This is a genomic window from Nocardia alni (genome assembly GCF_019038435.1).
In the GTDB taxonomy this organism is placed as follows: Bacteria; Actinomycetota; Actinomycetes; order Mycobacteriales; family Mycobacteriaceae; genus Nocardia; species Nocardia alni.
Genome location: NZ_JAGPOX010000028.1, coordinates 51,107 through 74,944 on the forward strand (window position 1 = coordinate 51,107; position 23,838 = coordinate 74,944).

Sequence of the window (23,838 nt, forward strand, 5' to 3'; positions counted from 1 at the left end):
CGTGGCAAGTGGTCCGGGCGGGTCATTGCTCGGACGATGTCCGAGCCTAGAAGGGTTTTACAACATGACATCTGACCGGCTGATTGCGGGACGCTACCGGTTGGGCGATCCCATCGGCACGGGAGCCATGGGCGTGGTGTGGCGGGCCACCGACGTTCGACTGCGGCGCACGGTCGCGGTCAAGCAGCTGTTGCTCGCGCCGGGCCTGACCCGCTCACAGGCCCTCGAGGCCAAGATGCGGGCCATGCGTGAGGGCCGCATCGCGGCGCGGCTGCATCATCAGAACGCGGTCACGGTCTTCGACGTCGCGGAGGAAGATGGCCAGCCGTGGCTGGTCATGGAGTTCGTCGACGCGCCGAGCCTGGCCGCTCTGATGCGGGAAAAGGGGCATCTGGACCCGCAGCAAGTGGCGAAGATCGGGGCGAAGGTGGCGGCCGCGCTGGCCGCCGCGCACGACGCGGGCATCGTGCACCGCGACGTGAAACCGGCCAATATCCTCGTCGCCGACGCCGGCGCGAAGATCACCGACTTCGGCATCTCCCGCGCGGTGGGCGATGTGACAGTCACCTCCACCGGATTCCTGGCCGGGACGCCCGCGTACCTGTCGCCCGAGGTCGCGCGCGGGGAGAACCCCGAATCCCCGTCGGACGTCTTCGCCCTGGGCTCGACGCTCTATGCCGCGGTCGAGGGTCAGCCGCCCTTCGGCGAGAGCGAGAACCCCCTGGCCGTGTTGCACGCGGTCGCCGCGGGCAAGATACCGCAGCCGCAGCGGGCGGCCACGCTCGGACCGGTGCTGATGCGGTTGCTGGCCTCCGATCCGGCCGAGCGACCCACCATGATCGAGGCGCAGAAGGAGTTGGAGGAGGTCGCGGAGGGGCGCACGCCCGTGTTGCCGCCGTCGGCCACCAAGATCCTGCCCGCGTCGGTCGCTGCGGTCGCCAACTCGGACAAGACCACGGTGCTGGCAGGGGCGGGTGGCAATGCCGCCGCCCCGACCGTGCACCTCGCGTCGAGCCCGCCCCCCGCGTCGGGAACTGCTGTGCAGCCAGGGAAATCGGGCCCCGACCGCCGGGTACTCATCTTCGCCGGGGCGGGTGTCGTTTTGGTGCTGGTGATCGTCGGACTGGTCGTGGCGCTGCAAGGCGGCGGCGACAGCAACCATCCGGTCGCCGCCGCTGGATCCACCAGCGCGGCCGCCGGGCCGCTGGCCGGCGCGAGCCAGAACGGCGGGCCGGCGACCACCGGTGCCGCCGCGAGCACCACGGCCGGATCCTCGTCGAGCAGTACCACCACACCGAGCCCGACCACCACGACACCTACCTCATCGGCTGCGCCGGCCGCCCAGCCGACCGACGTCGGCGGCTTCCTGAGTAGCTACTACGGCAATCTGCCGGGCAACACCGGTGCCGCATGGACGATGCTCACTCCCGGTTACCAGGCCAAAACCGGCAGCTACGACGCGTACTCGAACTGGTGGAGTAGCAGTGTCTCGTCGGTCAGTATCAGCAATGTCGCCCCGGACGGTCCCGGGAAGTACACCGCAACGGTGAACTACGTGAAGACGGACGGCACAACGAGCTCGGAGACTCGGTGGTTCACGATCGACACGTCCAACGGCGGGATGAAAATCTCTGACTCCGATCTCCGGTAGTCCCGATACCAAATCCGGTGTTACCGAAGAAAGTTACCGGTGAGCGGAGCCACGGGCCCGCTCACCGTCCCAGGGCTCACCGCTGGTTTCAGTTCGACTCTTCCACCGTCCGGATGGTAATCGCGGACTCCCGGCTTGATTGAAGGCTGACGCAAGGGCTTTCGCAGCTGTTGTCCCTTCCGGACGCGGTGTGGAACCCGAATCATGGTGATGGCCTGCTGATTTCAGGTGTCATGCAGGCAAAGAGCTGGCGTAGCCTCGGGGACGTCCGCTACTCTCTGTACCGAGCCGTACAGCATGAGAATTAGGTTTCGGGAGGGAAGCTAGTGAAGACTCTAGTCAATACGCTCGGCAGAATAATCGTGGGTTCCGTGATCGTCGGTGGGGTTATTGTGGCAGTGTCCGGCACCGCGGCTGCTATTGGCGCGCCGTACCCCATTCCACCAGCACAATGCATCTCAGGGGGCGGCGTTGTGTTCTCTCCGCCACATGGAACAAACTGGACGGGCCTGTGCAAGGGTGGGCGGTGGGACCACTCGACGGTTGACATTCCTCATAATTAACTGATGGCAGGGTAGTCACCGTTGATCATGATGTGTTCGTTTGGGCCAACCGAACCGACGGTGGCCGCCCTGTGATCGGCCGATCAGGGACGGCCCGGGCATGGGACCGCGGCGCTTACCTCTATGGAGAGCGGCGGCAGGTCTGTGACCGGTCTGTATGAAATCCCGGTCCGAGCATGGTCGGCGGGCTGATCGCTTGGACAAGGAGGTATTCGGTGTGACAGCGCGCCTCGCAGCTGTTCTGTGGGATATGGACGGCACTCTGCTGGACTCGGAGAAGCTCTGGGACATCGGTGTGCGCGAGCTGTCCGTGCACCTCGGGGGCGAGATGACCGACGAGACCCGCCATGCCCTGATTGGCTCGGCGATACCGACCTCGCTTCAGATCATCTTCCAAGGTCTGGGTCTGGATCCTTCGCCCTCGCGGATGGCCGAGGCCGAGACGTGGTTGAACCGCCGCGTGACCGAGCTGATGTCCGGTCCGATTCCCTGGCGTCCCGGTGCCCGGGATGCCTTGGCGGCGGTTCGTGCCGCCGGGTTGCGTACTGCCTTGGTCACCAATACTCAACGCACGATCACCGAGCTGTGCTTGGACACTCTTGGGCGCGCATATTTCGACGTCTCGGTCTGCGGTGACGAGGTCGCTCACGGCAAGCCCGCCCCGGACCCGTACCTAAGCGCCGCTGAACTCTTGGGCGTGGCGCCCGAGCGCTGTGTGGCCATCGAAGATTCGCCCACCGGCTCGGCTTCGGCCGCCGCTGCGGGCTGCGCGGTCCTGGTGATCCCCTGTGAAATTCCCGTCCCAGCCCAGCCTCGCTACACCTTCCGTGACTCGCTGATCGACCTATCCGTCGCGGACCTGGAAGCCATTCGCCGCGCAGCGTAAACCCCTCTCCGAGAGCTGTTGTCGTGCGACGGTGGCTGCGTGCAGTGTCGACTGCGTGCTGACGACACTGGTCCGGCACATCACAGACCAGTGTCGTTGCGGTGGAACAACAGTTGGCGATGCGTCGTCATGTGCCCGAATGAGGGGACGTCAAATATCGCTACCTGTCGGCAAATGAGAGGCTGATTGCATGGCATCAGACGCATCGACTCCATTCGAGGTGGTCCCGGCCGCGGTGTCGGATACCGGAAAGTTCGTTCAGGAGACGGCCACCGCACTGGTGAACGGTGTGCGCTCGGCGGATTCCGAGGTTCAGGGCCTGATGTCGACCTGGCGCGGTCAGGCCGCCACCGCCTACGCCGAGGGATGGGAGGAGGTTCGCAAGGGCGCACTCGAAGTTCTGGACGCCCTGCACACCATGGCGGACCTGATGGGAGTCGCCGCGACGTCCTTCGCCGACCTCGACGCCGAACGGGCCGCGAAGACCACGCGGGTCACGTCCTCGCTCAACCTCTGACCGTGGGGAGAAACCGATGACAACACCTGCACCGGACGGATATCGGGTCGACCTCGAGCACCTCGACCAGGTAACGACCCACATCGCGAATCTGAGGGGATTCGTAGCGGATTCACTGACCGGACTGGACCAGCGCATCTCCGCCGCACACCAACAATGGAGTGGTGCGGCCGCCGAAAAACACCTGGCCGCCCACCGCGAATGGATGAACGCCGCCCAGCGAATCAAGGACGGCATCGAAACCATGCACACCGCCGCGAAGACCGCCCACGCCGCCTACACCGACGGCCTGGCCGCCAACCGCAAGACATTGGGTGCGTGAGTTGACCACAGTCGACGCTCAACCCAGCATCTATTACGGCGCTGCCTCGGCACTGCACACGATCGCGTCGGACCTGTCCGCCGCGGTCAACGCGAAATGGGGTGCGCTCTCCGGTTGTTCGGGTATGTCCGGGTCCTACGACGAGGCCAAGAAATGGTCCGCCTCCTACGACTTGCAGACCACCATGGCATTGGACGCCGCGACGCAACTCGCGATGACCATGGACAAGTACGGCTCGGCACTGCGCACCGTCGGTTTCAACCATGAGATGGCGGACTGGTCGGCCACTATCGGCAACAAGGGTCCGGCCCCGGTCAAACCGGCCGCCCCGGACATCCCTGCCGTGACCATGTGCCGGGTGCCGCCGCCCTCGGCGGGCGGGCCCGGTAACGGGCTGTCGGATGTGGTGGGCCTGGCCGAGAAGGTCGGAGTCATCATCCCGGACGGGAACCCCGGCAAGCTCGGCACGATCGGCAACACGTGGGCCGCGCTGGCGTCCGACCACGCCGTGACCGGCCTGCCCGATGAACTCGGCCGGATCGTCAACGCCGTACATCTGGTGAAATCGCCCGAGGTGGACACGGTGTTGTCGGATCTGGCCGGCATGCAAACCTCGGCGCGGGCACTGGAAGGCCAGTTCAACGCCCTGGCCGGCGCCTGTCACGACCACGAGACCGCCCTGTGCGACCTGCGCGACAAACTCACGAAACAGCTGAAGGCCCTGGCGAAAGAACTCGCCGAACAGGAAGCGATCAACCTCGCGATCGGCGCGGCGGCCTCGATGCTCACATTCGGCCTCGGCGCGGTCGTGGCGGTCGCACGAACCGCGCAAATCGTCGAGAAATTCGCAGGCCCGATCCGCGAAATGGTCGAGAGCTGGAAAGCCGAGCGTGCGATCGCCAAGGGGGTGAAGGTCGAGGAGAACATCGCCGACGAGACCCGGAAAATGCAGTCGCTCGAAAACCGGCTCGATGACGACGAATTCAGTGACCCCGGAGATTCGACCTGGCTTGCGGACAAGAACGGCATCACCCCGAACGACGCTGCCGTCTTGAATCGTGGCCCGTCCAGCCTCGGCGGGAGTCGCGACGGAAGTAGTGACCTCATCTCCGCAATCCGCGAGGACAGAGTCACACCCCGTCAGCAGGCGGACATGGACGCCTACAACAAGGCTCTGGACAAGTTGCCTGCCTATAAGGGGAACGTCGTGCGGCAAACCCACCTGTCCCCGGAACAGATTGCGGAGTACAAGCCCAACCAGCCGTATACCGAGGATGGCTACACCTGCACCTCTACCAATATGAACGGCACCGGCAACGGAGTGAACATGGGCTCGACCAATGTCGAATATCGGATGACCAGCAAGACCGGTCGGCAGATTGGCGACTACGGCGGCACTTACGATGAGGTGCAATTCAAAGACCACACTAATTTTATGGTCAAGGCCAATTACTTCGATCCGAAATTAGGAAAACAGATCATCGTCATGGACGAGCTGTAGGAGAGAACTATATGCCTGAGAAATTCGGTGGAAAAACGTTCTGGGATCGGGAGGAGTGGGAGCGGGTTCATGGAGAGAAATTGCCACCCATTCAGACCCCGGAGGAACAGGCCGCACTGATAGCGGAATGGGACGAGAAGATCCGCAACGCGCCGGAACCCCCTGCGGGAGTTCCCGATTACCGCAGTAGCAAGAACTTTGTCGATGATCTGGTAGGCACCGAGTTCGAGGGCTGGACCATCGATCCCACCACGGGCCAATGGCGCGATGCGCTCGGCCGCCCCGCCTACGATGTGCAGGGCCAGCGGATCCGCTACCCCGACGACACCCCGAGGTAGTGAGGTGAGCGGAAAGATTGTGGGACCCACCACGGACGGTCCTACTCCGGAGGAACTCGCGGAGTATTCGGCTGGATTTGCGGCTTGGAATGCCCAGCGGGCAGCGGTTCCGGAGGCGGACAAGGTGCTGTTGACCAGCGGGAAGTTCGGAGCCGATGATCTGGGCGCAGGGCCAGCGCATCCGCTATTCAGACGACGCCGACAGAGGCTGACAGAAAACCGAGGAGCGCGGGCCGCCGATTGGTGAGATGGGGGGAGTGCTGCCGTGAGCTTAATCCGTTGGTCCTGCCCCACAGGCAGAACTACTATCGGGCACGATGCGTACTGACTTGATGCTCGATTCGCTGGACGGGCTGTCGGTGGGGGATTCGCTGGGACAGGTGTTTCCTATCGTTCGCCGGTCGACTGTTGCGGAGTTGCGGGCGGGGAGCGTTCCGCCCGCGCCTTGGGGGTGGACGGACGATACCGAGATGGCGTGCAGTGTTGTCGCCGAATTGCTCGAGCGTGGGGGGATCGAACAGGATCGGCTTGCCTTGGCGTTCGCGAATCGGTTCGACGCCGGCCGGGATTACGGGTGGTGGGCGCAGCAGACGATGAACAAGGTTCGGCGGGGAGTGCACTGGCGTAAGGCGGCCGGGGCCGTATACAACGGCGAGGGCTCCTGTGGAAACGGCGGGGCCATGCGGGTCGCGCCTTTGGGCGCGTTCTATGCGGACAAGCCGGATCGGGTTGTGGCCGAGGCTGTTCGGTCGGCTCAGGTGACGCATCTGCATCCGGAAGGAGTTGCCGGCGCGGTGGCGGTGGCCCTGGCGGCCGCGCACGCCGGACGTGCCCGGATCGGTGGAACTCGGCCCGTCCCAGCGGAATTCATCACCGCCGTGCTGGAACGGCTCGAGGACGGCGAGACGGCGCAACTGATCCGCCGCGCCCGCGAGTTGGTCGGCGCCCCGGCGGAGAGGGCCGCGGAAGAACTCGGCACCGGTATCCGCGTGCTGTCGCAGGACACGGTGCCGTTCACCATGTGGGTCGCGGCGACATACTTGGACGACTACCCGACGGCGATCACCACGTGCATCGCGGCGGGCGGGGATAGCGACACCACGAGCGCGATCGTCGGCGGTATCGTCGCCGCCTACACCGGCGGCGGCGCGGGCACCGGGGTACCGGAGTCCTGGATCGCCTCGCGAGAGGCGTTGCCCGCCTGGTTCGAACAGATCCGGGAGACGCGATCGGGGCGGAAACCCGGTTCGGGCCTGTTCAGACGGTGGTTTTCCGGGCGTCCGGGCGGCGGTGACCCGCCCCGGCCGACCCGCGAGCCCTGGTAGCTCGAACGCCACGGAGTCCGGATCGGCCGGACGTAGCATCCCGACCGTCCATCCGAGGCCCTGTGATCTTCACGATGGATCCGCGAAACCCGCGCGATCCGCCCCGATGTCGGCAGTGCCCGAAATGCGGTATGTGACCAGCGCCTAAACTCGAATACCCGACAGATCTCCTGCGATACAACGAGACTCGTCGGTATGTGACATTGACAGTGAACACCGTGAATACCCTATGGCGCGCCGCGGCGGCAGGTCACAATGGTCGCCATGGCGGCGACTGGTGATCCAGCGGACGTGTGTGAATCGGAAGGTGGTTCTGGACAGCAGGATTCATCGAGCCTCGAGAAGATCGTCGATATCGATCGCTATCCGCTGCGGGATGCCGGATCTCCGGCATGGCGGGAGGTCGTGCGGGTAGCGCGAACCGGGCTCGCCGAAAACGGATGCTGTGTACTGCCGGGGTTCATCCGGCCGGAATTGCACGAGGTATTGCGGGCGGAGGGGGAGAAGCTCGCTCCGCACGCCTACTACCGCGTCGAGCGGGTCAACGCATACAACATTCCCCTCGACGCCGACCTGCCGGCCGGTCATCCGGGCCGGATCGTATTCGACCGCGGAAATGCCTTCGTGGCAAGGGATCTCATTCCGCGCGAGGCGCTCATCCAGGTGCTTTACACGAGCTCGCTGTTCCGTCGATTCCTGGCAGACTGTTTCGAACTGCCCGCACTGCACGAATTCGCCGATCCCCTGGCGGGATTGTGCCTGAACGTGGTGGCGCCCGGCATGTCCCATCCGTGGCATTTCGATACGAACGAGTTCACCGTTTCCCTGCTCACGCAGGCCCCGCAGTCCGGCGGCGTTTTCGAATACTGCCCGCGCATCCGCAGCCCGCGCGCGGAGAATCTCGACGATGTGCGTGCCGTATTGACCAGCGCAGGCGCGCATTTCGTGCGCGACCTCGAGTTGCGGCCCGGCGATCTGCAACTGTTCCAGGGCCGCTTCGCGCTGCATCGGGTCTCCCCGGTAACCGGAGATACGCAGCGGCACACGGCGATCTTCGCCTACAGCGACCTGCCCGGGATGATCGGCACCGCCGAACGTTCCAGGCAATTGTTCGGGCGGGTCCTGCCGGACCACCTGGCCGCGGAATACCACGCCGTCCGCGGAGACCGATTACTCGACTGACAGGAAGATTGCCCGTGCCGGTTTCGTTGCACAGCACTGGAAAAGCCTCGTTCGACGATATCTATGATCGCCCCGACCCCGCCGACTATTACCGCCGACTGGCCGAATTGGACTATCGCATACCGGAATTGGCCAGGCCGCATTTCGAGCGCCTGATCGAGAGCTATAGATCCGAAGTCGGCGCGGACCCGACCGTGCTGGACATCGGCTGCTCCTACGGGGTGAACGCGGCAATGCTGCGCTACGACACCACCGTTCAGCACCTCGCCGAGCACTACCGCGGCGGCGATACCGCCGCCAGGATCGCCCGTGACCGCGACCGGCTGGCCGCCCGCGACCGGCAACCGAATGTGCGCTTCATCGGCATGGACGCCTCCGCACCCGCCCTGGCCTACGCCTCCGCGTCCGGACTGCTGCACGAGGTCGTGCACGCCGACCTGGAATCGCACGAGCCGACCGAGGAGCAGCGCCGGGTGCTCGGCTCCGCGGACCTGGTCGTCTCCACCGGTTGCGTCGGCTACGTCACCGACCGCACCCTGCTGCGGATCGTGCGTGCGCACGGACAGCGGCTGCCGTGGATGGCGCATTTCGTCCTGCGCATGTACGAATACGAACCGGTCGCCGAGCGCCTGGCAGAGCTCGGATACCGCACCCGGCGAATGCCCGGAACCTTCAAACAGCGTCGGTTCGCCTCGCCGGACGAGCAGCTTCAGGTGTTGAACACCTTGTCCGCCAAGGGAATCGACACGGCTGACCTGGAGCAGGAGGGCTGGCTGCACGCCCAGCTGTATATTTCGCTGCCCGAATCCGTTGCCGCCCGAGGCATTCTGCCCGAGTAATGCCGCCGTGAGCGCCACGTCGAATGGGCCTCTTGCTACATTCTTGTGGTCCGACAGCCCGGAAGCCGGCGTCATGCCCGGATTCCATCATTTACCGATGCGGTTGAAAGTAGCCCGAGGGATACAGCCTTCAGACCTGCGAGTAGGGCTACTTTCGACCGCATCGGAAACAACCGACACGGTACGAGATGAGGACTGCCAGTGACCGACCCCGATCGCACCTTCGCGTTCGATGATCAGCTGCCGCGCGTGCCGCTGCCGACGCTCGAGGCCAGCCGTGCCCGCTTCCTCGAGTGGTGCGCGCCGCTGCTGACCGACGACGAATTCGCGCAGACCGAGCGTGCCCTCGCGGACCTGTTGCGCCCGGAGGGTCCGGGCCGCAAGCTGCACGCGGATCTCGTGAGGTTCGACGCGACACCGGGGGTGGGCAGCTGGCTCGACGAGTTCTGGCCGTCGAGGTACCTGGGCCGTCGTGATCGAATCGCGTTGAACGCCAACTTCTTCTTCCTGTTCCGCGACGACACTCCGCTGGCCGGGTCCACCGGCGTCGAGCAGGCGCAGCGTGCGGCCGCGATCGTCACGGCCGCGGTGGACTACAAACTGCTGCTGGACGCCGAGCGGATCCCACCGATCCTGCAACGCGGACAGCATCTTTCGATGGCGCAGAACAAATACCTGTTCTCCGAGACCAGGATTCCGGGCGACCCGCAGGACACCGTGCGTGTGCCTTACAGCGACGAGTGGCCCGGCCCGTCCACCGCCCGGCATATTCTCGTGCTGTTCCACGGCAACATCTTCCGGATGGACGTACTCGGTCCGGACGCGAGCCCCTACGCGACCGATGATCTCGCCGACGGCCTGCGCGCGATCATGAAAACTGCCCGCCCGGCCGCGGCCGACGGCTCGGTCGGGCACCTGACGACCCTGGCCCGGGCTGAATGGGCCGGTGTGCGGGCGAGATTGCGTGCCGAACCGGTGAACGCCGCCGCCCTCGACGTGATCGAGACCGCCCTTTTCTGCGTATGCCTGGAGGATTTCGCCCCGCGCGACACCCAGCAGGCCTGTGATCACCTGCTGCACGGAGACAGCGGCAACCGCTGGTTCGACAAGGCGGTGTCGTTCATCGTTTTCGCCGACGGTAGTGCGGGCATCAACGTCGAGCACTGCGGGCTGGACGGCACCACGATCCTGTCGTTCGTCGACAACTTGCTCGAGACCTCCGCGGCCGAGCATGCAGGCAGTTCCGGCGCGCAGGCTCAGGGGTTGCCGCCCTTCGAGCCGGTCGAATTCACCCTGGATCCGGTGATGCGCGGTGAGATCGCCGGGGCGGCAGCGGCATTCGAGGCATTCGCACAGGCCAACGCCACCCAGGCCGTGTCGTTCCCAGATTTCGGTGCGGAACAGGCCAAATCGCTGGGCCTGTCCCCGGATGCCTTCGCGCAGTTGAGCTACCAGCTTGCCCATCGTCGCAGCAAGGGCCTGACCGGCGCCACCTACGAGTCCATCGCCACCCGCCAGTACCGCAACGGGCGCACCGAGGCGATGCGGGTGGTCACCCCGCAGATCCTGGAATTCGTTGCGGCCATGGATGATCCGGCCGCCTCGCCGGACACGCGCCGCGAGAAGATCCGTGCCGCCGCCCAGGCCCACGTGAGCCGTGCGAAACAGTGCCAGCTCGGCGACGCTCCCGAGCAGCACCTGTGGGAGCTGCAATGGATCCAGCGCCGTCGCGGCGAGGCATTGGGTGTCACCGACCCGATGCCGTTCTACGACAGCCCCGGCTGGCTGATCACCCGTGACGACTACCTGAGCACGAGTTCGGCCCCTTCGGCCAACATCCAGTACTTCGGCTTCGGCTGCACCAGCCCGAAATGCATCGGCGTCGCCTACGTCCTGCTCCCCGACCGCTGGAATCTCTACCTGGCCACCCCGACCTCGGTGGCCGCCGAGATGCACAAGTTCGCCGATCAACTGCGCGTGGCGGTAGGGGAGTTGCGAGAGTTGCTCGCCGATTCCTGACGCCTGCCGGCCCGGCTCACCCACCACCCGGTGCCGGTAGAGCGGCGGCTTCCCGAGCAGAGGGATGTGGTCGGCCGGAATCCGCGACCCGCGATTTCGGCCGACTGCATGTCGAGATGCCTACCCGCTCTCGAGCGACCCGGGATGCCGGCGGCCCGCTCGTCACCCGGTTGCCGGTGGTCGTTGTCATCCCGGTGCTTGGCGGTTTGGTCGTCATCTGGTGCGCTGGTGGCTCGATTGTCATCCGGTGTGCCTGTGGCTCAGCTGTCATCACGCGTCTTGCGCCCAGGATTCGTGGTAACCACTGCGCCCGCTCCTCCGCCCGGCGTCTCGAGATGGACAGCCGGGAGTCTCGGGATCGCCGTGACCTGTGTCGATGCCAGGGCTCGACGGGATTGCGCTGGTGGGGCTCGCGTCGTGGAAAACCATTCGAGCTCGTACCGCCAGCACTGCTAGCGTCACGTTTGTGACCGGCGCACGGACGCCCGTATTTACCTGGCGGCGGCTGACGCCCGCCGATTTCCCGCTGCTGGCGGGTTGGCTCGCGCAGCCGCACGTGCGGCGCTGGTGGGATCACGACCCGGCTCCCGAAGCGGTGGCGCGCGATTTCGGTCCGACCTACCGGGGCGAGGAGCCGAACGAGGACCTGCTGGTTTTCGCCGATGGCGAGGCGGTCGGTCTGGTGCAGCGCTGCCGCCCGGCCGACTACCCGGACTATCTCGCCGACCTCGAACCGCTGGTCGAGCTGCCCGCCGAGACGATGACCCTGGACTATCTGATCGGCGACCCGGCCCGCATCGGTCGCGGCCTGGGCTCGGCGATGCTGCGCGCGATCATCGCCGCCACCTGGATCGAACATCCCCGCGCCGCCCGCATCGTCGTCCCGGTCGCCGCGGCCAATCCCGCGTCCTGGCGTGCTCTCGAGAAGGCCGGAATGCTCCGCATCGCCGAAGGCTCCCTTCCCCCGGACAACCCGATCGATGACGGCCGGCACTTCATCTACGGCATCGACCGCCCGAGCCGTTCGTCCCGTGCGGACTGACGGCAAGCCTGCTTTCCAGTAGAGAGAACCGGCCTCCCGCTGCATTCTCGACTCGAATTCGTCCGAAACCAGACGTTCGAGTCCGCAGAATGCAGCGTGAGGCCGGGGTCGGCTCCTCGCCGGGCTCGGGCTGATTACGGGATGTGTGCCGGGATCTGAAAGAATGGCCACCCGTGAAGACTTTCGAAACCCTGTTCGCCGAGCTGCAAGATCGTGCGGTCACCCGTCCCGAGGGATCCGGAACCGTCGCGGCATTGGACGCCGGTGTGCATGCGCAGGGCAAGAAGGTGTTGGAGGAGGCCGGTGAGGTGTGGCTGGCCGCCGAACACGAGGGTGACGCGGCGCTGTCCGAGGAGATCTCGCAGCTGCTCTACTGGGTGCAGGTGCTGATGGTGGGCCGAGGGCTGAGCCTCGAGGACGTGTACCGACATCTGTGACGGGGATAGGCCCAGCTCACCCTCCGTCACAAGTCCGGAAAGGACACCCCTATGCTCCGCGTCGCAGTCCCCAATAAAGGCTCGCTGTCCGAGGCCGCCGTCGGCATCTTGACCGAGGCCGGGTACCGCAAGCGCACCGATGCGCGCGACCTCTCGGTGATCGATAACGCCAACCAGGTCGAATTCTTCTTCCTGCGCCCGAAGGACATCGCCATCTACGTCGGCTCGGGCAAGCTGGACCTGGGCATCACCGGCCGCGATCTGGCCCTGGACTCGGGAGCGCCGGTCAAGGAACGCCTCGGCCTGGGCTTCGGCAGCTCCACCTTCCGCTACGCCGCCCCGGCCGGGCGCGACTGGAAGGTGGATGACCTGTACGACCAGCGCATCGCCACCTCCTACCCGAACCTGGTGCTGGCCGATCTGCAGCAGCGCGGCATCCAGGCCGAGGTGATCCGCCTGGAGGGCGCGGTGGAGATCTCCATCCAGCTCGGCGTCGCCGACGCCATCGCCGACGTCGTCGGCTCCGGTCGCACCCTGCGCCAGCACAACCTGATCGCCTTCGGCGACCCGCTGTGCCAGTCGGAGGCGGTCCTGATCGAGGGAGCCGGCTCCGACCCCCGCGACAAGGCCCGCAATCAGCTGGTCGCCCGCATCCAGGGCGTGGTCTTCGCGCAGCAATACCTGATGCTCGACTACGACTGCCCCAAGGAACTGCTGGAGTCCGCGGTCAAGATCACCCCTGGTCTGGAATCTCCCACGATCTCCCCCCTGGCGGACCCCGACTGGATCGCCGTGCGCGCCATGGTCCCGCGCAACCAGTCCAACGAGGTCATGGACGCCCTGGCCGACCTCGGCGCCAAGGCCATCCTGGCCATGGACATCCGCTCCTGCCGGGCCTTCTGAGTTCTCCCGCCAAGGTCCCAGCCCCCACTGAGCACCGTGTGAGCACACACGGTCTGCTCAGTCTCGTCACGCCGCCGACCGCCCAGGGCTCACGCGTCGCCGAACTGTTCCAGCGGCCCCGCGCACCTATCGGAGATCCTCGACCTGCGATGGGGGGCCTGGGTACGGCGGCGGGCTACCCCCGAACTCCGGGCACAGCCCCCGGTACTCGCAGAACTCACACAGCCAACTCCGGACCGGCGGGAACTCCCCGGTCCGGAGCGCACTGCTGATCGCCGCCCACAGCGCCGAGAGGATGCGCTCGAAACGCAGCAACTCGTCCCGGTCGGGCCGATAGGTGAGGATCTGGCCGTCGGACAGGTACAGCAGCCGCAGCTGCGCGGGGACGACGTCGCGCAGGCGCAGCATCATCAGCGCGTAGAACTTGAGCTGGAACAGTGCCCGATGCTCCCCGCCGGGCCCGGGCGACCGGCCGGTCTTGTAGTCGACCACTCGCAACGCGCCACCAGGGGCGACGTCGATACGGTCGACGAAGCCGCGCAGTGGCGAACCGTCCGCCAAACGCACCTCGAGCATCGACTCGCAGGATTCCGGGTCGAACGCCGTCGGATCCTCGAGCTGGTAGTAGGCCCGGACGAGCCGGTGCACCTCGCCGAGGAACTCGTCCAACGTGCCGTCGGGCACAAGCGAACCAACCTCGGGGCGATCTTCCAGCAAATGCCGCCAGGCGGGCTCGACGAGGGCCGCGGCACGATCGGGAACGCGTTCACCGCTGGGTAACCCGTATAACGATTCCAGCACCGCGTGCACCAGCGTGCCCCGCACCGCGGGCCGGGCGGGTGGTTCGGGAATTCGGTCGACCGTGCGTAATCGGTATTTCAATGGACATTGTTTGAAATCCATTGCCCGCGAGGGAGACAATGCCGGGCCACGCGAGTGCGAAGCGCTCGGTGGCGGGGTGATCGACGGCGGCGCGGACATACCTGGCAGGCTATCCGGGGGCACCGACAGATTCAGAACCGAGAACGGAGATCCATGACGGCCAGACGGACCGGTCCATTCACCGCAGGGGACCGGGTGCAGCTGACCGACGCCAAGGGCCGCCAGCACACGGTCGTGCTGGAGCCGGGCAAGGAGTTCCACACCCACAAGGGGCAGATCCGCCACGACGAGCTGATCGGCGCGGACGAGGGCACGGTGGTCCAGTCCGCCAACGGCACACCGTATCTCGCGCTGCGCCCGCTGCTCGTGGACTATGTGCTGTCGATGCCGCGCGGCGCGGCGGTGATCTACCCCAAGGATGCCGCGCAGATCGTGCACGAGGGCGACGTCTTCCCGGGCGCGCGCGTGCTGGAGGCGGGCGCGGGGTCGGGTGCGCTGACCTGTTCGCTACTGCGCGCGGTGGGTTCCGAGGGACAGGTGCTGTCCTACGAGATCCGTGACGACCACGCCGAACACGCGGTTCGCAACGTGGAACGGTTCTTCGGCGAACGTCCAGCGAACTGGACGCTGACCCTCGCTGACGTCGCGGACTACGACGGCGAGCAGGTCGACCGTGTGGTGCTGGACATGCTCAAACCCTGGGACGCCCTGCCCGCGATGGCCAAGGCGCTGATCCCGGGCGGGGTGCTGATCGTCTATGTGGCGACTGTCACACAGCTGTCGGAAACCGTTGAGGCACTGCGGCAGCAACAGTGCTGGACCGAACCCCGCTCCTGGGAGTCGCTGGTGCGGCCCTGGCATGTCGTGGGCCTGGCCGTACGCCCGGAGCATCGCATGCAGGGCCACACCGCGTTCTTGATCAGCGCCCGCCGATTGGCCGACGGGACGGTCGCGCCGAAACCGCAGCGCAGGCCGTCCAAGGGCTGAACCTCAGCAGGGCTCCATGGACATGGCCAGGATCGTGCAGCCGGTCTGCTCGGTAAGCTCCCACTTCCCGGCGGTGTTCTGCCAGGTCATCGGCACGCCCGGCATGGTCCCGTGCGGGGAGACGATGGCGACCTGCGCCTTGGCGGTGTCGCCGCTGGCCTGCACGTTCGAGACGGTGAAACCGACGTGTCCGTAGTTCTGCAGGCCCTGGTTCATCCGGTCGATATTGCCGCTGTGGGCGCCGCCGTTGACCATGAGCTGGGTCTTGGGGCCTGTCGCCACGCCCGGATCGGAGAACTGGTTCAGGGTGGATTCGAGCTGGCCGGGGGTGGGCGCGGGCGCGTCGGCGGCGGCCATCGCGCCGCCGGTCAGGATCGCGACGGCGGCAAATGCGCTGATCACGCCGGTGCGGACGATTCCGGTGGTACTGGCGAACATAAGAAGCACTTACCTTTCAATCTGTTGCTTACGATCGAGGTGAGGGTACCCTAATAGTCAAGGGGAGTGGTTGCCGGGTCACGATCGGAACTATTCCCACGTGTCGGTGCCTCGTGTTCTGATGTTCGTAACGTCTCGGGTTACGAATGCGGTAGCAGTGGAAACACATCCGGCCCGCACCGCGTTACTGCTACAACAGAACAACACGATGAGAAGGAGCATCGGTAGGGCATCGTCCGGCTCGACCCGGTGGAAAATCGCTTGCCGGGTACCGGTTAGGTGGGGCTAACATCCTTGACCTGACCGGCTGGCGGAGCCTAGATGTGATCACGACGAAACCATGTCGAAAAGCGAGAACGGTTCGGGACCGGTAGCGTTGATAGACCGGGACTGGGAGGAGCGGCATCATGAGCCCCATCGAGAATTCGGATTCGGCGGCCTGGAGAGAACTCGAGGTCATACGCGCCGAGGCGGCTGCACTCCGGAGGCAACTCGCCGACTCGCCGGATCGCGCAAGAGAATTGGAAGCGCGTATCGATTCGCTGACAATTCGCAACACCAAGCTGATGGACACCCTCAAAGAGGCCCGTCAGCAGCTGGTGGCGTTGCGTGAGGAAGTCGATCGGCTGGGTCAGCCGCCGAGCGGCTACGGCGTACTGATCGGCGTCTACGACGATCAAACGGTCGACGTGTTCACCTCCGGTCGCAAGATGCGCCTGACGTGTTCACCGAACATCGACACCACCGAACTGCACTACGGGCAGTCCGTGCGGCTGAACGAGGCGCTCACGGTCGTCGAGGCGGGCAGCTACGACCAGACCGGCGAGCTGGGCACCCTACGCGAGGTCCTCGACGACGGCCGCCGCGCTTTGGTGATCGGGCATGCCGACGAGGAGCGCGTGGTGTGGCTGTCCGGCCCGCTGGCCGCCCTGGTCGATGTCGACGACGTCGAGGACCCGGACCGTCCGATCCGCCGCCTGCGTGCGGGCGATTCCCTGCTGGTCGACACCAAGGCCGGATTCGCCTTCGAGCGCGTCCCCAAGGCCGAGGTCGAGGATCTGGTGCTGGAGGAGGTGCCCGATGTCGACTACGAGGACATCGGTGGCCTGTCCCGCCAGATCGAGCAGATCCGCGACGCGGTGGAGCTGCCCTTCCTGCACAAGGACCTGTTCCGCGAGTACGCGCTGCGCCCGCCCAAGGGCGTGCTGCTCTACGGTCCTCCCGGTTGCGGTAAGACGCTGATCGCCAAGGCCGTGGCCAATTCGCTGGCGAAGAAGATCGCCGAGGCGCGTGGCGAGGATGCCAAGGAAGCCAAGTCGTACTTCCTGAACATCAAGGGCCCCGAACTGCTGAACAAGTTCGTGGGCGAGACCGAGCGGCACATCCGGATCATCTTCCAGCGCGCGCGGGAGAAGGCGTCCGAGGGCACACCGGTGATCGTGTTCTTCGACGAGATGGACTCGATCTTCCGCACCCGCGGCTCGGGCGTCTCGTCCGATGTGGAGACCACGGTCGTGCCGCAGTTGCTCTCCGAGATCGACGGCGTGGAGGGCCTCGAGAACGTCATCGTGATCGGCGCGTCCAACCGCGAGGACATGATCGACCCGGCAATCCTGCGGCCCGGACGCCTCGATGTGAAGATCAAGATCGAGCGCCCGGACGCCGAGGCGGCACAGGACATCTTCTCCAAGTACCTGACCGACACCCTGCCGATGAACGCCGACGACCTCGCCGAATTCGGCGACGACCGCAACAAGTGCGTGCAGACGATGATCGAACGGGTCGTCGACCGCATGTACGCCGAGAGCGAGGACAACCGCTTCCTGGAGGTCACCTACGCCAACGGTGACAAGGAGGTCCTGTACTTCAAGGACTTCAACTCCGGCGCGATGATCCAGAACATCGTGGACCGCTCCAAGAAGTACGCGATCAAGTCGGTGCTCGAGACCGGAAATCCGGGCCTGCGCATCCAGCATCTGTTCGATTCGATCGTGGACGAGTTCTCCGAGAACGAGGACCTGCCCAACACCACGAATCCCGATGACTGGGCACGCATCTCGGGCAAGAAGGGCGAGCGCATCGTCTACATCCGCACCCTGGTGACGGGCAAGAACGCCAGCGCCAGCCGCGCGATCGACACCGAGTCGAACACGGGCCAGTACCTGTAAGTCCGGCGATCACAAGGGCCGCAACCTTTATCGGTTGCGGCCCTTGCGTTTCGGCGGCCACATCGGGTTCGTCCGGCGTGCGCGCAACTACGCCAACTTCAGGCTCATCGCCGGTGGTCGCGGGCTTCGTAGGTCACCTGGGCCGAAATCGCCGCGGTGAACTGGGACGAGGCCGCTCTGCTGGCCCACCGGTGGTGTTCCGCGCCGAGCGAATGAGCGGTCGTGACGCGGTCCCGCCGGACGGCGCCTGGTGGCAAGTGTGGATGACAATGAAGACCCTCGCCGATATGCACGATCCCGACAATGTGCGCCTGGTCGTCTGGTTCGGCTGAGCGTGCACGAGGTAGCATCGGGTAAACGCAAGGGCCGCAACCTCATCGGGTTGCGGCCCGTGCTTTTCGGGTGAGCTTACGTGTGGGTGGTCACCTGCTGCAGGATGACGTTCGCCGCGGGAGCGCCGTCGCCGGAACCGTTGGTGGTTCCGCCGTGGGCGATGTTCTGCAGGACGTCGGTGCCGCCGGTGATGCGGCCGAAGGGAGTGTAGTTCGGGGGCAGCGGGGAGTTCTGGTAGACGAGGAAGAACTGGCTGCCGTTGGTGTTCGGGCCGGCGTTGGCCATGGCCACGGTGCCCGCCGGATACGTTGCGCCCTGGAGGTTTTCGTCGCTGAACTTGTAGCCCGGACCACCCGAGCCGGTGCCGGTCGGGTCGCCGCACTGCAGGACGAAGATGCCCTGGGTGGTCAGGCGATGGCAGTGGGTGTGATCGAAATAGTGCTGGCCGGCCAGGAAGACGAACGAGTTGACCGTCACCGGCGCCTTGGCGGCCTCGAGCGACAGGGTGATCATGCCGCAGTTGGTCTGCAGGTTGGCGGTGTAGTTTGCCTGCTTGTTGATCGTCATGGCGGGCGGATTGGGCCACTGGGCGCCGGTGGGGCGCATGGTGCCGGGGGCGACGCAGCCCGGGACTCCCATATGCGCCGGCAGGGGCGCGGCGACCGACTGCCCGGTCGCGAACAGCGCAAGCACGGCCCCGGCGGCCGCTGCCCCGAGGCGTCGTATTGTGCTGCGCCGTAAGGAGACTCGGCGTATGTGGTCGACTTCGAGCCCTGGGCTCTGCGGAACGCTCTTCACCGGCGTCGGACTCCTTTATCGGATGTGTGCGGCAAGCTCGTCGTGCATCTCGCCGCATGGTAGGACCGATGCCGCACATTTGCGACATCTGTCGTTCCCGCTACCGCTTACCCGAAGCCCGCCCGTTCTAATCGGCGAATCACGGATTCCCGCTGCCACGCCAGGCCGGCCGCGGAACGAGCGAGTGTCCGGGGGAACGACCGAATCCGGCCTCCCGCTGCATCCTGCGTACCGGTCCGTAGGGATCCGGTCCATCGAGCGAGGAAACTGTAACAGGAGACCGAGGTCTGGGTGCTGGAATCGACTCGCAGTCAGCGCAGCAGAGCGGGAATCAGCACTCGGGTGTCGGGGACGAACGGCCAGCCGGGATCGTCCAGATGGGCGCGGAGCGTCGCATCCGTCCACCACCAGCCTGCGGCGATCTCCTCGGGTTGATGGCGGATCGGGCCCTCGTAACGTAACTCGTAGGCGAACAGGTGGCAACGCATGGGTCTGCCGAGCCATTCGCCGTCCCAGGGCACGTGTGCCCGAAGCGGAAGCGGAGAATCGTTGTCGCCCAAGGTTATTCCGAGTTCCTCGCCGAGTTCGCGCACCGCCGCGCCGGCCGGATTCTCGCCGGGGTCCAATACGCCGCCGGCCAGGCAGTCGTGCATACCGGCGAAGACCATCTTGGTCTCGGTGCGGCGGTGTACGTAGATCCGCTCACCGTCCAGGGAGCGAACCAGGACGCCCGCGCTCGCGTGCCACAGACCCTCGGCGTACACGATCGCGCGCTCCTCGCTGCCGATCTCCTGCCCATCCGCGTCGTAGACCGCGATCAGTTCGGTCATATGGTGATGCCTCCTCGTTGTCCGGCGGCGATGGATCCAGGCCACAAGCATGCCGGGATGACGGTGGGTGGTTGTATGCCGGGTGACGATGGGCGGGTGGTAGGCCGGGTGACGATGGGCGGGGATGTCGGCGCGGGCGGTGGTGTGCCGAATGGCGGCGGGTTTCGTTGGCAGGGATGCCGGTCGTTGCCGTCGGCAGGGAGGGGCACTTTCGGGATAAGCCGTAAAGGCGACGAACCCGAGCGGGATGTTGACCAGGAACAGCTATTACCAGCTGGCGTAGGTGGTGATGAGCCCAACCAGGAGCGGGGACGTCGGCGGTATCGTTTGGCAGGACGGCGAATGGCCTGCTACCTGGTCCGGGGGAAGACTGGGGGGCAGCTGTGTGCGACATGTTCGCCGGAGTCAGAAGTCGGTGACGATCTGTTCGTAGGCCGCCAGAATCTGTGCCTCCGCGTCGCGCAGATAGTCGGCCAGCATATCGGCGGCCGGGCCGGCCTCCCCGCGCGTCAGCGCCTCGTACACCTCGTGGTTGCGACGCAGGTAGGGGCGGTGGAAGACGTCCGGATCGGCCACCACATGGAAGATCAACCGCAGCTCGTTCCACACACCGGCCATCATGGAGTCCAGCAGGCGGGAGTCGTTGAGTGCGGTGACGGCGCGATGGAAGTCCACGTCGGCTGTGCCGACGCCGGTCCAATCATCCTGGGCCGCACACTGATCCGCGCGTTCGAGGATCTCGGCAAGCGGCCCGATGTCGGTGCACGTGCGCGGAAGTTCGCGCAGCGCGGTGCATTCCACGACGCGGCGGCACCGGTACAGGTCGGTCACCTGCTCTGGGCGCGGAATCCGCACGAACACACCGCGATTGAGCTCATGGGAGACAAGGCGTTCCTGCATCAGCGTGCGGAAGGCCTCGCGCACGGTGTTACGCGAAACCTTCAGCGCCGCACAGATATCCGGCTCGGACAGGCGCATCCCCGGTCGGAACTCGCCGCTCAGGATGAACATCCGGACCTTGTCGGCCACCCGGGTGCTGAGGCCGGGTTGCTCCAGTTCCTCACGCTGTGCCGCCAATGCCCGATAGGACTCGGCAACCTCGTTCGCCGACGCCATGTCCGACGCCATCGACATCCTCCCTCGTCCTCGAGAAAACCGGCCCGCTCACTCGAGGTTACCTCGCATTTACGTGAACGATTGGATTGCCGTATTGCCGGATCGTTCTACGATCCAATACGATGAGATCTCTGCCACACTCAACCCCGGAGATTCGAGGGGCCACCATGACCGAGCTGACTACCCCGCCCGCACCCGCGCGACCGTTCGACTGGTTCCGCGCGCTGGGATCGGTCGGCCGCCGCGCCTTCTTCGGCGCGTTCGGCGGATACGGGATGGACTCGTACGACTTCCAGGTGCTGCCTCTGGCGCTGGGCGCGATCGCGTCCTATTTCGCCATCGGCACCGGAGAGTCCGGCCTGCTCACCACCGTCACACTGGTGGTGAGCGCGGTCGGCGGCGCGCTGGCCGGCGTGCTGGCCGACCGTATCGGCCGCGTGCGCACCCTGCAGCTCACGATCGCCGCGTACGCGCTGTTCACCGTGCTGTGCGGCTGCGCGTGGAACTTCGAGAGCCTGCTGGCCTTCCGGGCGCTGCAGGGGCTCGGATTCGGCGGTGAATGGGCCGCGGGCGCGATCCTGGTCGCCGAGTACGCACGGCCCGAATCGAGGGGTCGGGCCGTCGCGTGGGTGCAGTCGGCGTGGGCCGTGGGCTGGGGCCTGGCGGTCTGCGTGTACACGGTGGTGTTCCAGCTGTTCGACGAGCGGGTCGCCTGGCGGGTGCTGTTCTTCACCGGCGCACTGCCCGCCCTGCTGATCCTGTGGATCCGGCGTGGGGTCACCGACACCGCCGAGGTCACCGAGACCCGTGATCGGACCGTGGCCGAGCGCGGCCGGTTCCGCGCGATCTTCGGCCGCGGGCTGTTGCCCACCACGTTCTACGCCTCGCTGATGGCGACCGGAGTGCAGGGCGGTTACTACACGCTGGCCACCTGGTTGCCCACCTACCTGAAGAAGAGTCGTCATCTGACGGTCGTCGGCACCGGAAGCTATCTGTTCTTCCTGATCGGCGGCGCGTTCATCGGTTACGTCTGCGGCGGCATCCTCGCCGACAAGCTGGGCCGCAAGCGGACTATCCAGCTCATGGCGGTGTTGTCGGTGATCTTCATGATCGCCTACACCCAGGTGCCACAGGGTGCGAACACGGTGGTACTGCTGCTGGGCTTCCCGCTGGGATTCTCGACCTCGGCGATCTTCTCCGGATTCGGCTCGTACCTGGCAGAGTTGTATCCGACCCAGTTCCGCGGTACCGGGCAGGGCTTCACGTACAACTTCGGTCGCGGCGTCGGTGCGGTGTTCCCGACCGTCGTAGGTTATCTGGCCGGTACGTCGCTGGGGCTGGCGGGCGCGATGGTGTTCGGTGCGCTCGGCTACGTGGTCGCCGTGCTGGCGCTGTTCGGGCTGCCCGAGACGCGTGGTCGAGAATTGGCGTGAGACGGATGTATTCGAGAGAGGTGAGGGCGATGATCGATCTGAACAGTGATCTGGGCGAGGGCTTCGGCGCCTGGTCGATGGGAGACGACGAGGCCCTGCTCGGCATCGTCTCCAGCGCCAACATCGCCTGCGGCTTCCATGCCGGGGATCCGTCGATCATGCGCCGCACCTGCGATGTCGCCGTCGAGCGGGGCGTGCGCATCGGCGCCCACATCTCGTACCGTGACCTGGCCGGATTCGGCCGTCGCGCGATCGCGGTGCCGCCGCGCGAGCTGACCGACGAATGCCTGTATCAGATCGGCGCGCTCGACGCCTTCGCCCGTGCCGCGGGAGATCGAGTGCGCTATGTGAAACCACATGGTGCGCTGTACAACTCGGCGGCCGTGGACCCCTCGATCGCCTCGGCGGTCGCCGCCGCCGTGGCGCGGTACGGCGGGCTGAGCCTGCTCGGGCTGCCCGGCTCCGAACACGAGGAGGCGGCAGCCGCGGCCGGGATCGATTTCCACGCCGAAGGATTCGCCGACCGCGCCTACACCCCTGCGGGCACCCTGGTCCCTCGCAGCCGACCCGGTAGCGTCCTGGACCAGGAATCGGCTCTGGCGCAGGCTATTTCGATCGCGATCGACGGCTCGACCCGAGACTCCGACGGCGCACCGGTCGCGGTGCCCGCCCGCAGCCTGTGCGTGCACGGCGACTCGCCGGGTGCGGTCGAGATGGCACGCGCGATCCGGGATGCGCTGACCGGCAAGGGAGTCGAGCTGCGGGCGTTCGCATGAACGCGCGCAGCGGGCGAACAGCCGGGCCGCTCGCGTCGAGGCCGAGTGGTCGGCGAGGCGCGGGCTCGAGTGAGCGTAGCGAGTGTCCAATGGACGCAGCCGAACGCTGGCGCGGGCTGGAGTACGGCGGAAGCTGGAATGAGCGTAGCGGGTGTCGGGTGGGTACGGCTGACCGTTTGTGCGCGCCGGAGCGTAGCGGTGATTCGAGTGAGTGCAACGAGCGTCGAGTGGACGCTGCCGAACGCTTGCGCGGGCTGGAGTGCGGCGGAAGCTGGAGTGAGCGTAGCGGGTGTCGGGTGGGTACGGCTGACCGTTTGTGCGCGCCGGAGCGTAGCGGTGATTCGAGTGAGTGCAACGAGCGTCGAGTGGACGCTGCCGGGCGCTTGCGCGGGCTGGAGTGCGGCGGAAGCTGGAGTGAGCGTGGCGGGTGTCGGGTGGGTACGGCTGACCGTTTGTGCGTGCCAGTGTGTGGCAGTGCTCGAGCGAGCGCATCGGGTGTCCAGTGGACGCAGTCGAGCCTCCACTCGGGCCGGAGAGTGGCGGTGGGGGCTC

Annotated in this window: 22 protein-coding genes; 17 read left to right on the forward strand and 5 right to left on the reverse strand. The window is 66.1% G+C overall.

Features of this window, described 5'->3' with window-relative positions; genetic code table 11:
- The first annotated feature begins 64 nt into the window (after positions 1–64).
- From JZ791_RS13535 to hisG, 13 genes are all read left to right on the forward strand, one after another.
- A complete protein-coding gene (locus JZ791_RS13535) occupies positions 65–1,651 on the forward strand; it encodes a serine/threonine-protein kinase (RefSeq protein ID WP_216894691.1) in 1,587 nt (528 codons plus the stop codon).
- A gap of 780 nt (positions 1,652–2,431) precedes the next feature.
- Entirely contained in the window at positions 2,432–3,100 is a 669-nt protein-coding gene (locus JZ791_RS13540) for an HAD family hydrolase (protein WP_308162911.1), read from the forward strand.
- A 190-nt stretch (positions 3,101–3,290) separates the two neighbouring features.
- Positions 3,291–3,617 carry a WXG100 family type VII secretion target gene (locus tag JZ791_RS13545; protein ID WP_216894695.1) on the forward strand — a complete coding sequence of 109 codons (327 nt, stop codon included), beginning with the start codon at positions 3,291–3,293 and terminating at the stop codon, positions 3,615–3,617.
- A gap of 16 nt (positions 3,618–3,633) precedes the next feature.
- Positions 3,634–3,939, forward strand: a complete 306-nt coding sequence (locus JZ791_RS13550; protein ID WP_216894697.1) for a WXG100 family type VII secretion target — start codon at positions 3,634–3,636, stop codon at positions 3,937–3,939.
- 1 nt (position 3,940) lies between these two features.
- Complete coding sequence (locus JZ791_RS13555) at positions 3,941–5,440, forward strand: hypothetical protein (RefSeq protein WP_216894699.1); 1,500 nt, start codon at positions 3,941–3,943, stop codon at positions 5,438–5,440.
- 11 nt (positions 5,441–5,451) lie between these two features.
- On the forward strand, positions 5,452–5,778 hold the full coding sequence (locus tag JZ791_RS13560) for a hypothetical protein (RefSeq protein ID WP_216894701.1): 327 nt from the start codon (positions 5,452–5,454) through the stop codon (positions 5,776–5,778).
- Between the two features lie 317 nt (positions 5,779–6,095).
- Positions 6,096–7,103, forward strand: coding sequence for an ADP-ribosylglycohydrolase family protein (locus tag JZ791_RS13565; RefSeq protein WP_254205660.1), 1,008 nt, complete (start codon positions 6,096–6,098; stop codon positions 7,101–7,103).
- A 264-nt stretch (positions 7,104–7,367) separates the two neighbouring features.
- Positions 7,368–8,285 (forward strand): HalD/BesD family halogenase, encoded by a 918-nt coding sequence (locus JZ791_RS13570; protein WP_254205661.1) that lies wholly within the window; start codon positions 7,368–7,370, stop codon positions 8,283–8,285.
- A 14-nt stretch (positions 8,286–8,299) separates the two neighbouring features.
- A complete protein-coding gene (locus JZ791_RS13575; protein ID WP_216894702.1) occupies positions 8,300–9,124 on the forward strand; it encodes a class I SAM-dependent methyltransferase in 825 nt (274 codons plus the stop codon).
- A gap of 201 nt (positions 9,125–9,325) precedes the next feature.
- The gene (locus JZ791_RS13580; protein WP_216894704.1) at positions 9,326–11,143 is read left to right on the forward strand and encodes a choline/carnitine O-acyltransferase; all 1,818 of its coding nucleotides are present in this window, start codon (positions 9,326–9,328) and stop codon (positions 11,141–11,143) included.
- A 466-nt stretch (positions 11,144–11,609) separates the two neighbouring features.
- Positions 11,610–12,185 (forward strand): GNAT family N-acetyltransferase, encoded by a 576-nt coding sequence (locus tag JZ791_RS13585; RefSeq protein ID WP_308162912.1) that lies wholly within the window; start codon positions 11,610–11,612, stop codon positions 12,183–12,185.
- A 155-nt stretch (positions 12,186–12,340) separates the two neighbouring features.
- A complete protein-coding gene (locus JZ791_RS13590) occupies positions 12,341–12,622 on the forward strand; it encodes a phosphoribosyl-ATP diphosphatase (protein ID WP_216894737.1) in 282 nt (93 codons plus the stop codon).
- 51 nt (positions 12,623–12,673) lie between these two features.
- Positions 12,674–13,525, forward strand: a complete 852-nt coding sequence (gene hisG, locus JZ791_RS13595) for an ATP phosphoribosyltransferase (protein WP_216894708.1) — start codon at positions 12,674–12,676, stop codon at positions 13,523–13,525.
- A gap of 126 nt (positions 13,526–13,651) precedes the next feature.
- Here the strand turns inward: hisG and JZ791_RS13600 are convergent, their stop codons facing one another.
- A complete protein-coding gene (locus tag JZ791_RS13600) occupies positions 13,652–14,506 on the reverse strand; it encodes a RecB family exonuclease (RefSeq protein ID WP_216894710.1) in 855 nt (284 codons plus the stop codon).
- Between the two features lie 54 nt (positions 14,507–14,560).
- Here JZ791_RS13600 and JZ791_RS13605 point away from each other — a divergent pair, with 54 nt between their 5' ends.
- Entirely contained in the window at positions 14,561–15,394 is an 834-nt protein-coding gene (locus JZ791_RS13605; RefSeq protein ID WP_216894712.1) for a tRNA (adenine-N1)-methyltransferase, read from the forward strand.
- A 3-nt stretch (positions 15,395–15,397) separates the two neighbouring features.
- Here the strand turns inward: JZ791_RS13605 and JZ791_RS13610 are convergent, their stop codons facing one another.
- Positions 15,398–15,832, reverse strand: coding sequence for an MTB12 C-terminal domain-containing protein (locus JZ791_RS13610; RefSeq protein ID WP_216894714.1), 435 nt, complete (start codon positions 15,830–15,832; stop codon positions 15,398–15,400).
- Positions 15,833–16,239: 407 nt separating this feature from the next.
- Here JZ791_RS13610 and arc point away from each other — a divergent pair, with 407 nt between their 5' ends.
- Positions 16,240–18,000 carry a proteasome ATPase gene (gene arc / locus JZ791_RS13615; RefSeq protein ID WP_216894716.1) on the forward strand — a complete coding sequence of 587 codons (1,761 nt, stop codon included), beginning with the start codon at positions 16,240–16,242 and terminating at the stop codon, positions 17,998–18,000.
- A gap of 408 nt (positions 18,001–18,408) precedes the next feature.
- Here the strand turns inward: arc and JZ791_RS13620 are convergent, their stop codons facing one another.
- The 3 genes from JZ791_RS13620 to JZ791_RS13630 all read right to left on the reverse strand — a co-directional run bounded on the left by JZ791_RS13620 (position 18,409) and on the right by JZ791_RS13630 (position 21,089).
- The gene (locus JZ791_RS13620; RefSeq protein WP_308162913.1) at positions 18,409–19,131 is read right to left on the reverse strand and encodes a peptidylprolyl isomerase; all 723 of its coding nucleotides are present in this window, start codon (positions 19,129–19,131) and stop codon (positions 18,409–18,411) included.
- A gap of 311 nt (positions 19,132–19,442) precedes the next feature.
- The gene (locus tag JZ791_RS13625) at positions 19,443–19,961 is read right to left on the reverse strand and encodes an NUDIX hydrolase (protein WP_216894718.1); all 519 of its coding nucleotides are present in this window, start codon (positions 19,959–19,961) and stop codon (positions 19,443–19,445) included.
- 405 nt (positions 19,962–20,366) lie between these two features.
- Positions 20,367–21,089 (reverse strand): GntR family transcriptional regulator, encoded by a 723-nt coding sequence (locus tag JZ791_RS13630; protein ID WP_254205662.1) that lies wholly within the window; start codon positions 21,087–21,089, stop codon positions 20,367–20,369.
- A gap of 155 nt (positions 21,090–21,244) precedes the next feature.
- Between JZ791_RS13630 and JZ791_RS13635 the strand changes: the two genes are divergently transcribed.
- A complete protein-coding gene (locus tag JZ791_RS13635) occupies positions 21,245–22,510 on the forward strand; it encodes an MFS transporter (protein WP_216894720.1) in 1,266 nt (421 codons plus the stop codon).
- A 29-nt stretch (positions 22,511–22,539) separates the two neighbouring features.
- The gene (locus JZ791_RS13640; RefSeq protein ID WP_216894722.1) at positions 22,540–23,286 is read left to right on the forward strand and encodes a LamB/YcsF family protein; all 747 of its coding nucleotides are present in this window, start codon (positions 22,540–22,542) and stop codon (positions 23,284–23,286) included.
- Positions 23,287–23,838: the final 552 nt, after the last annotated feature.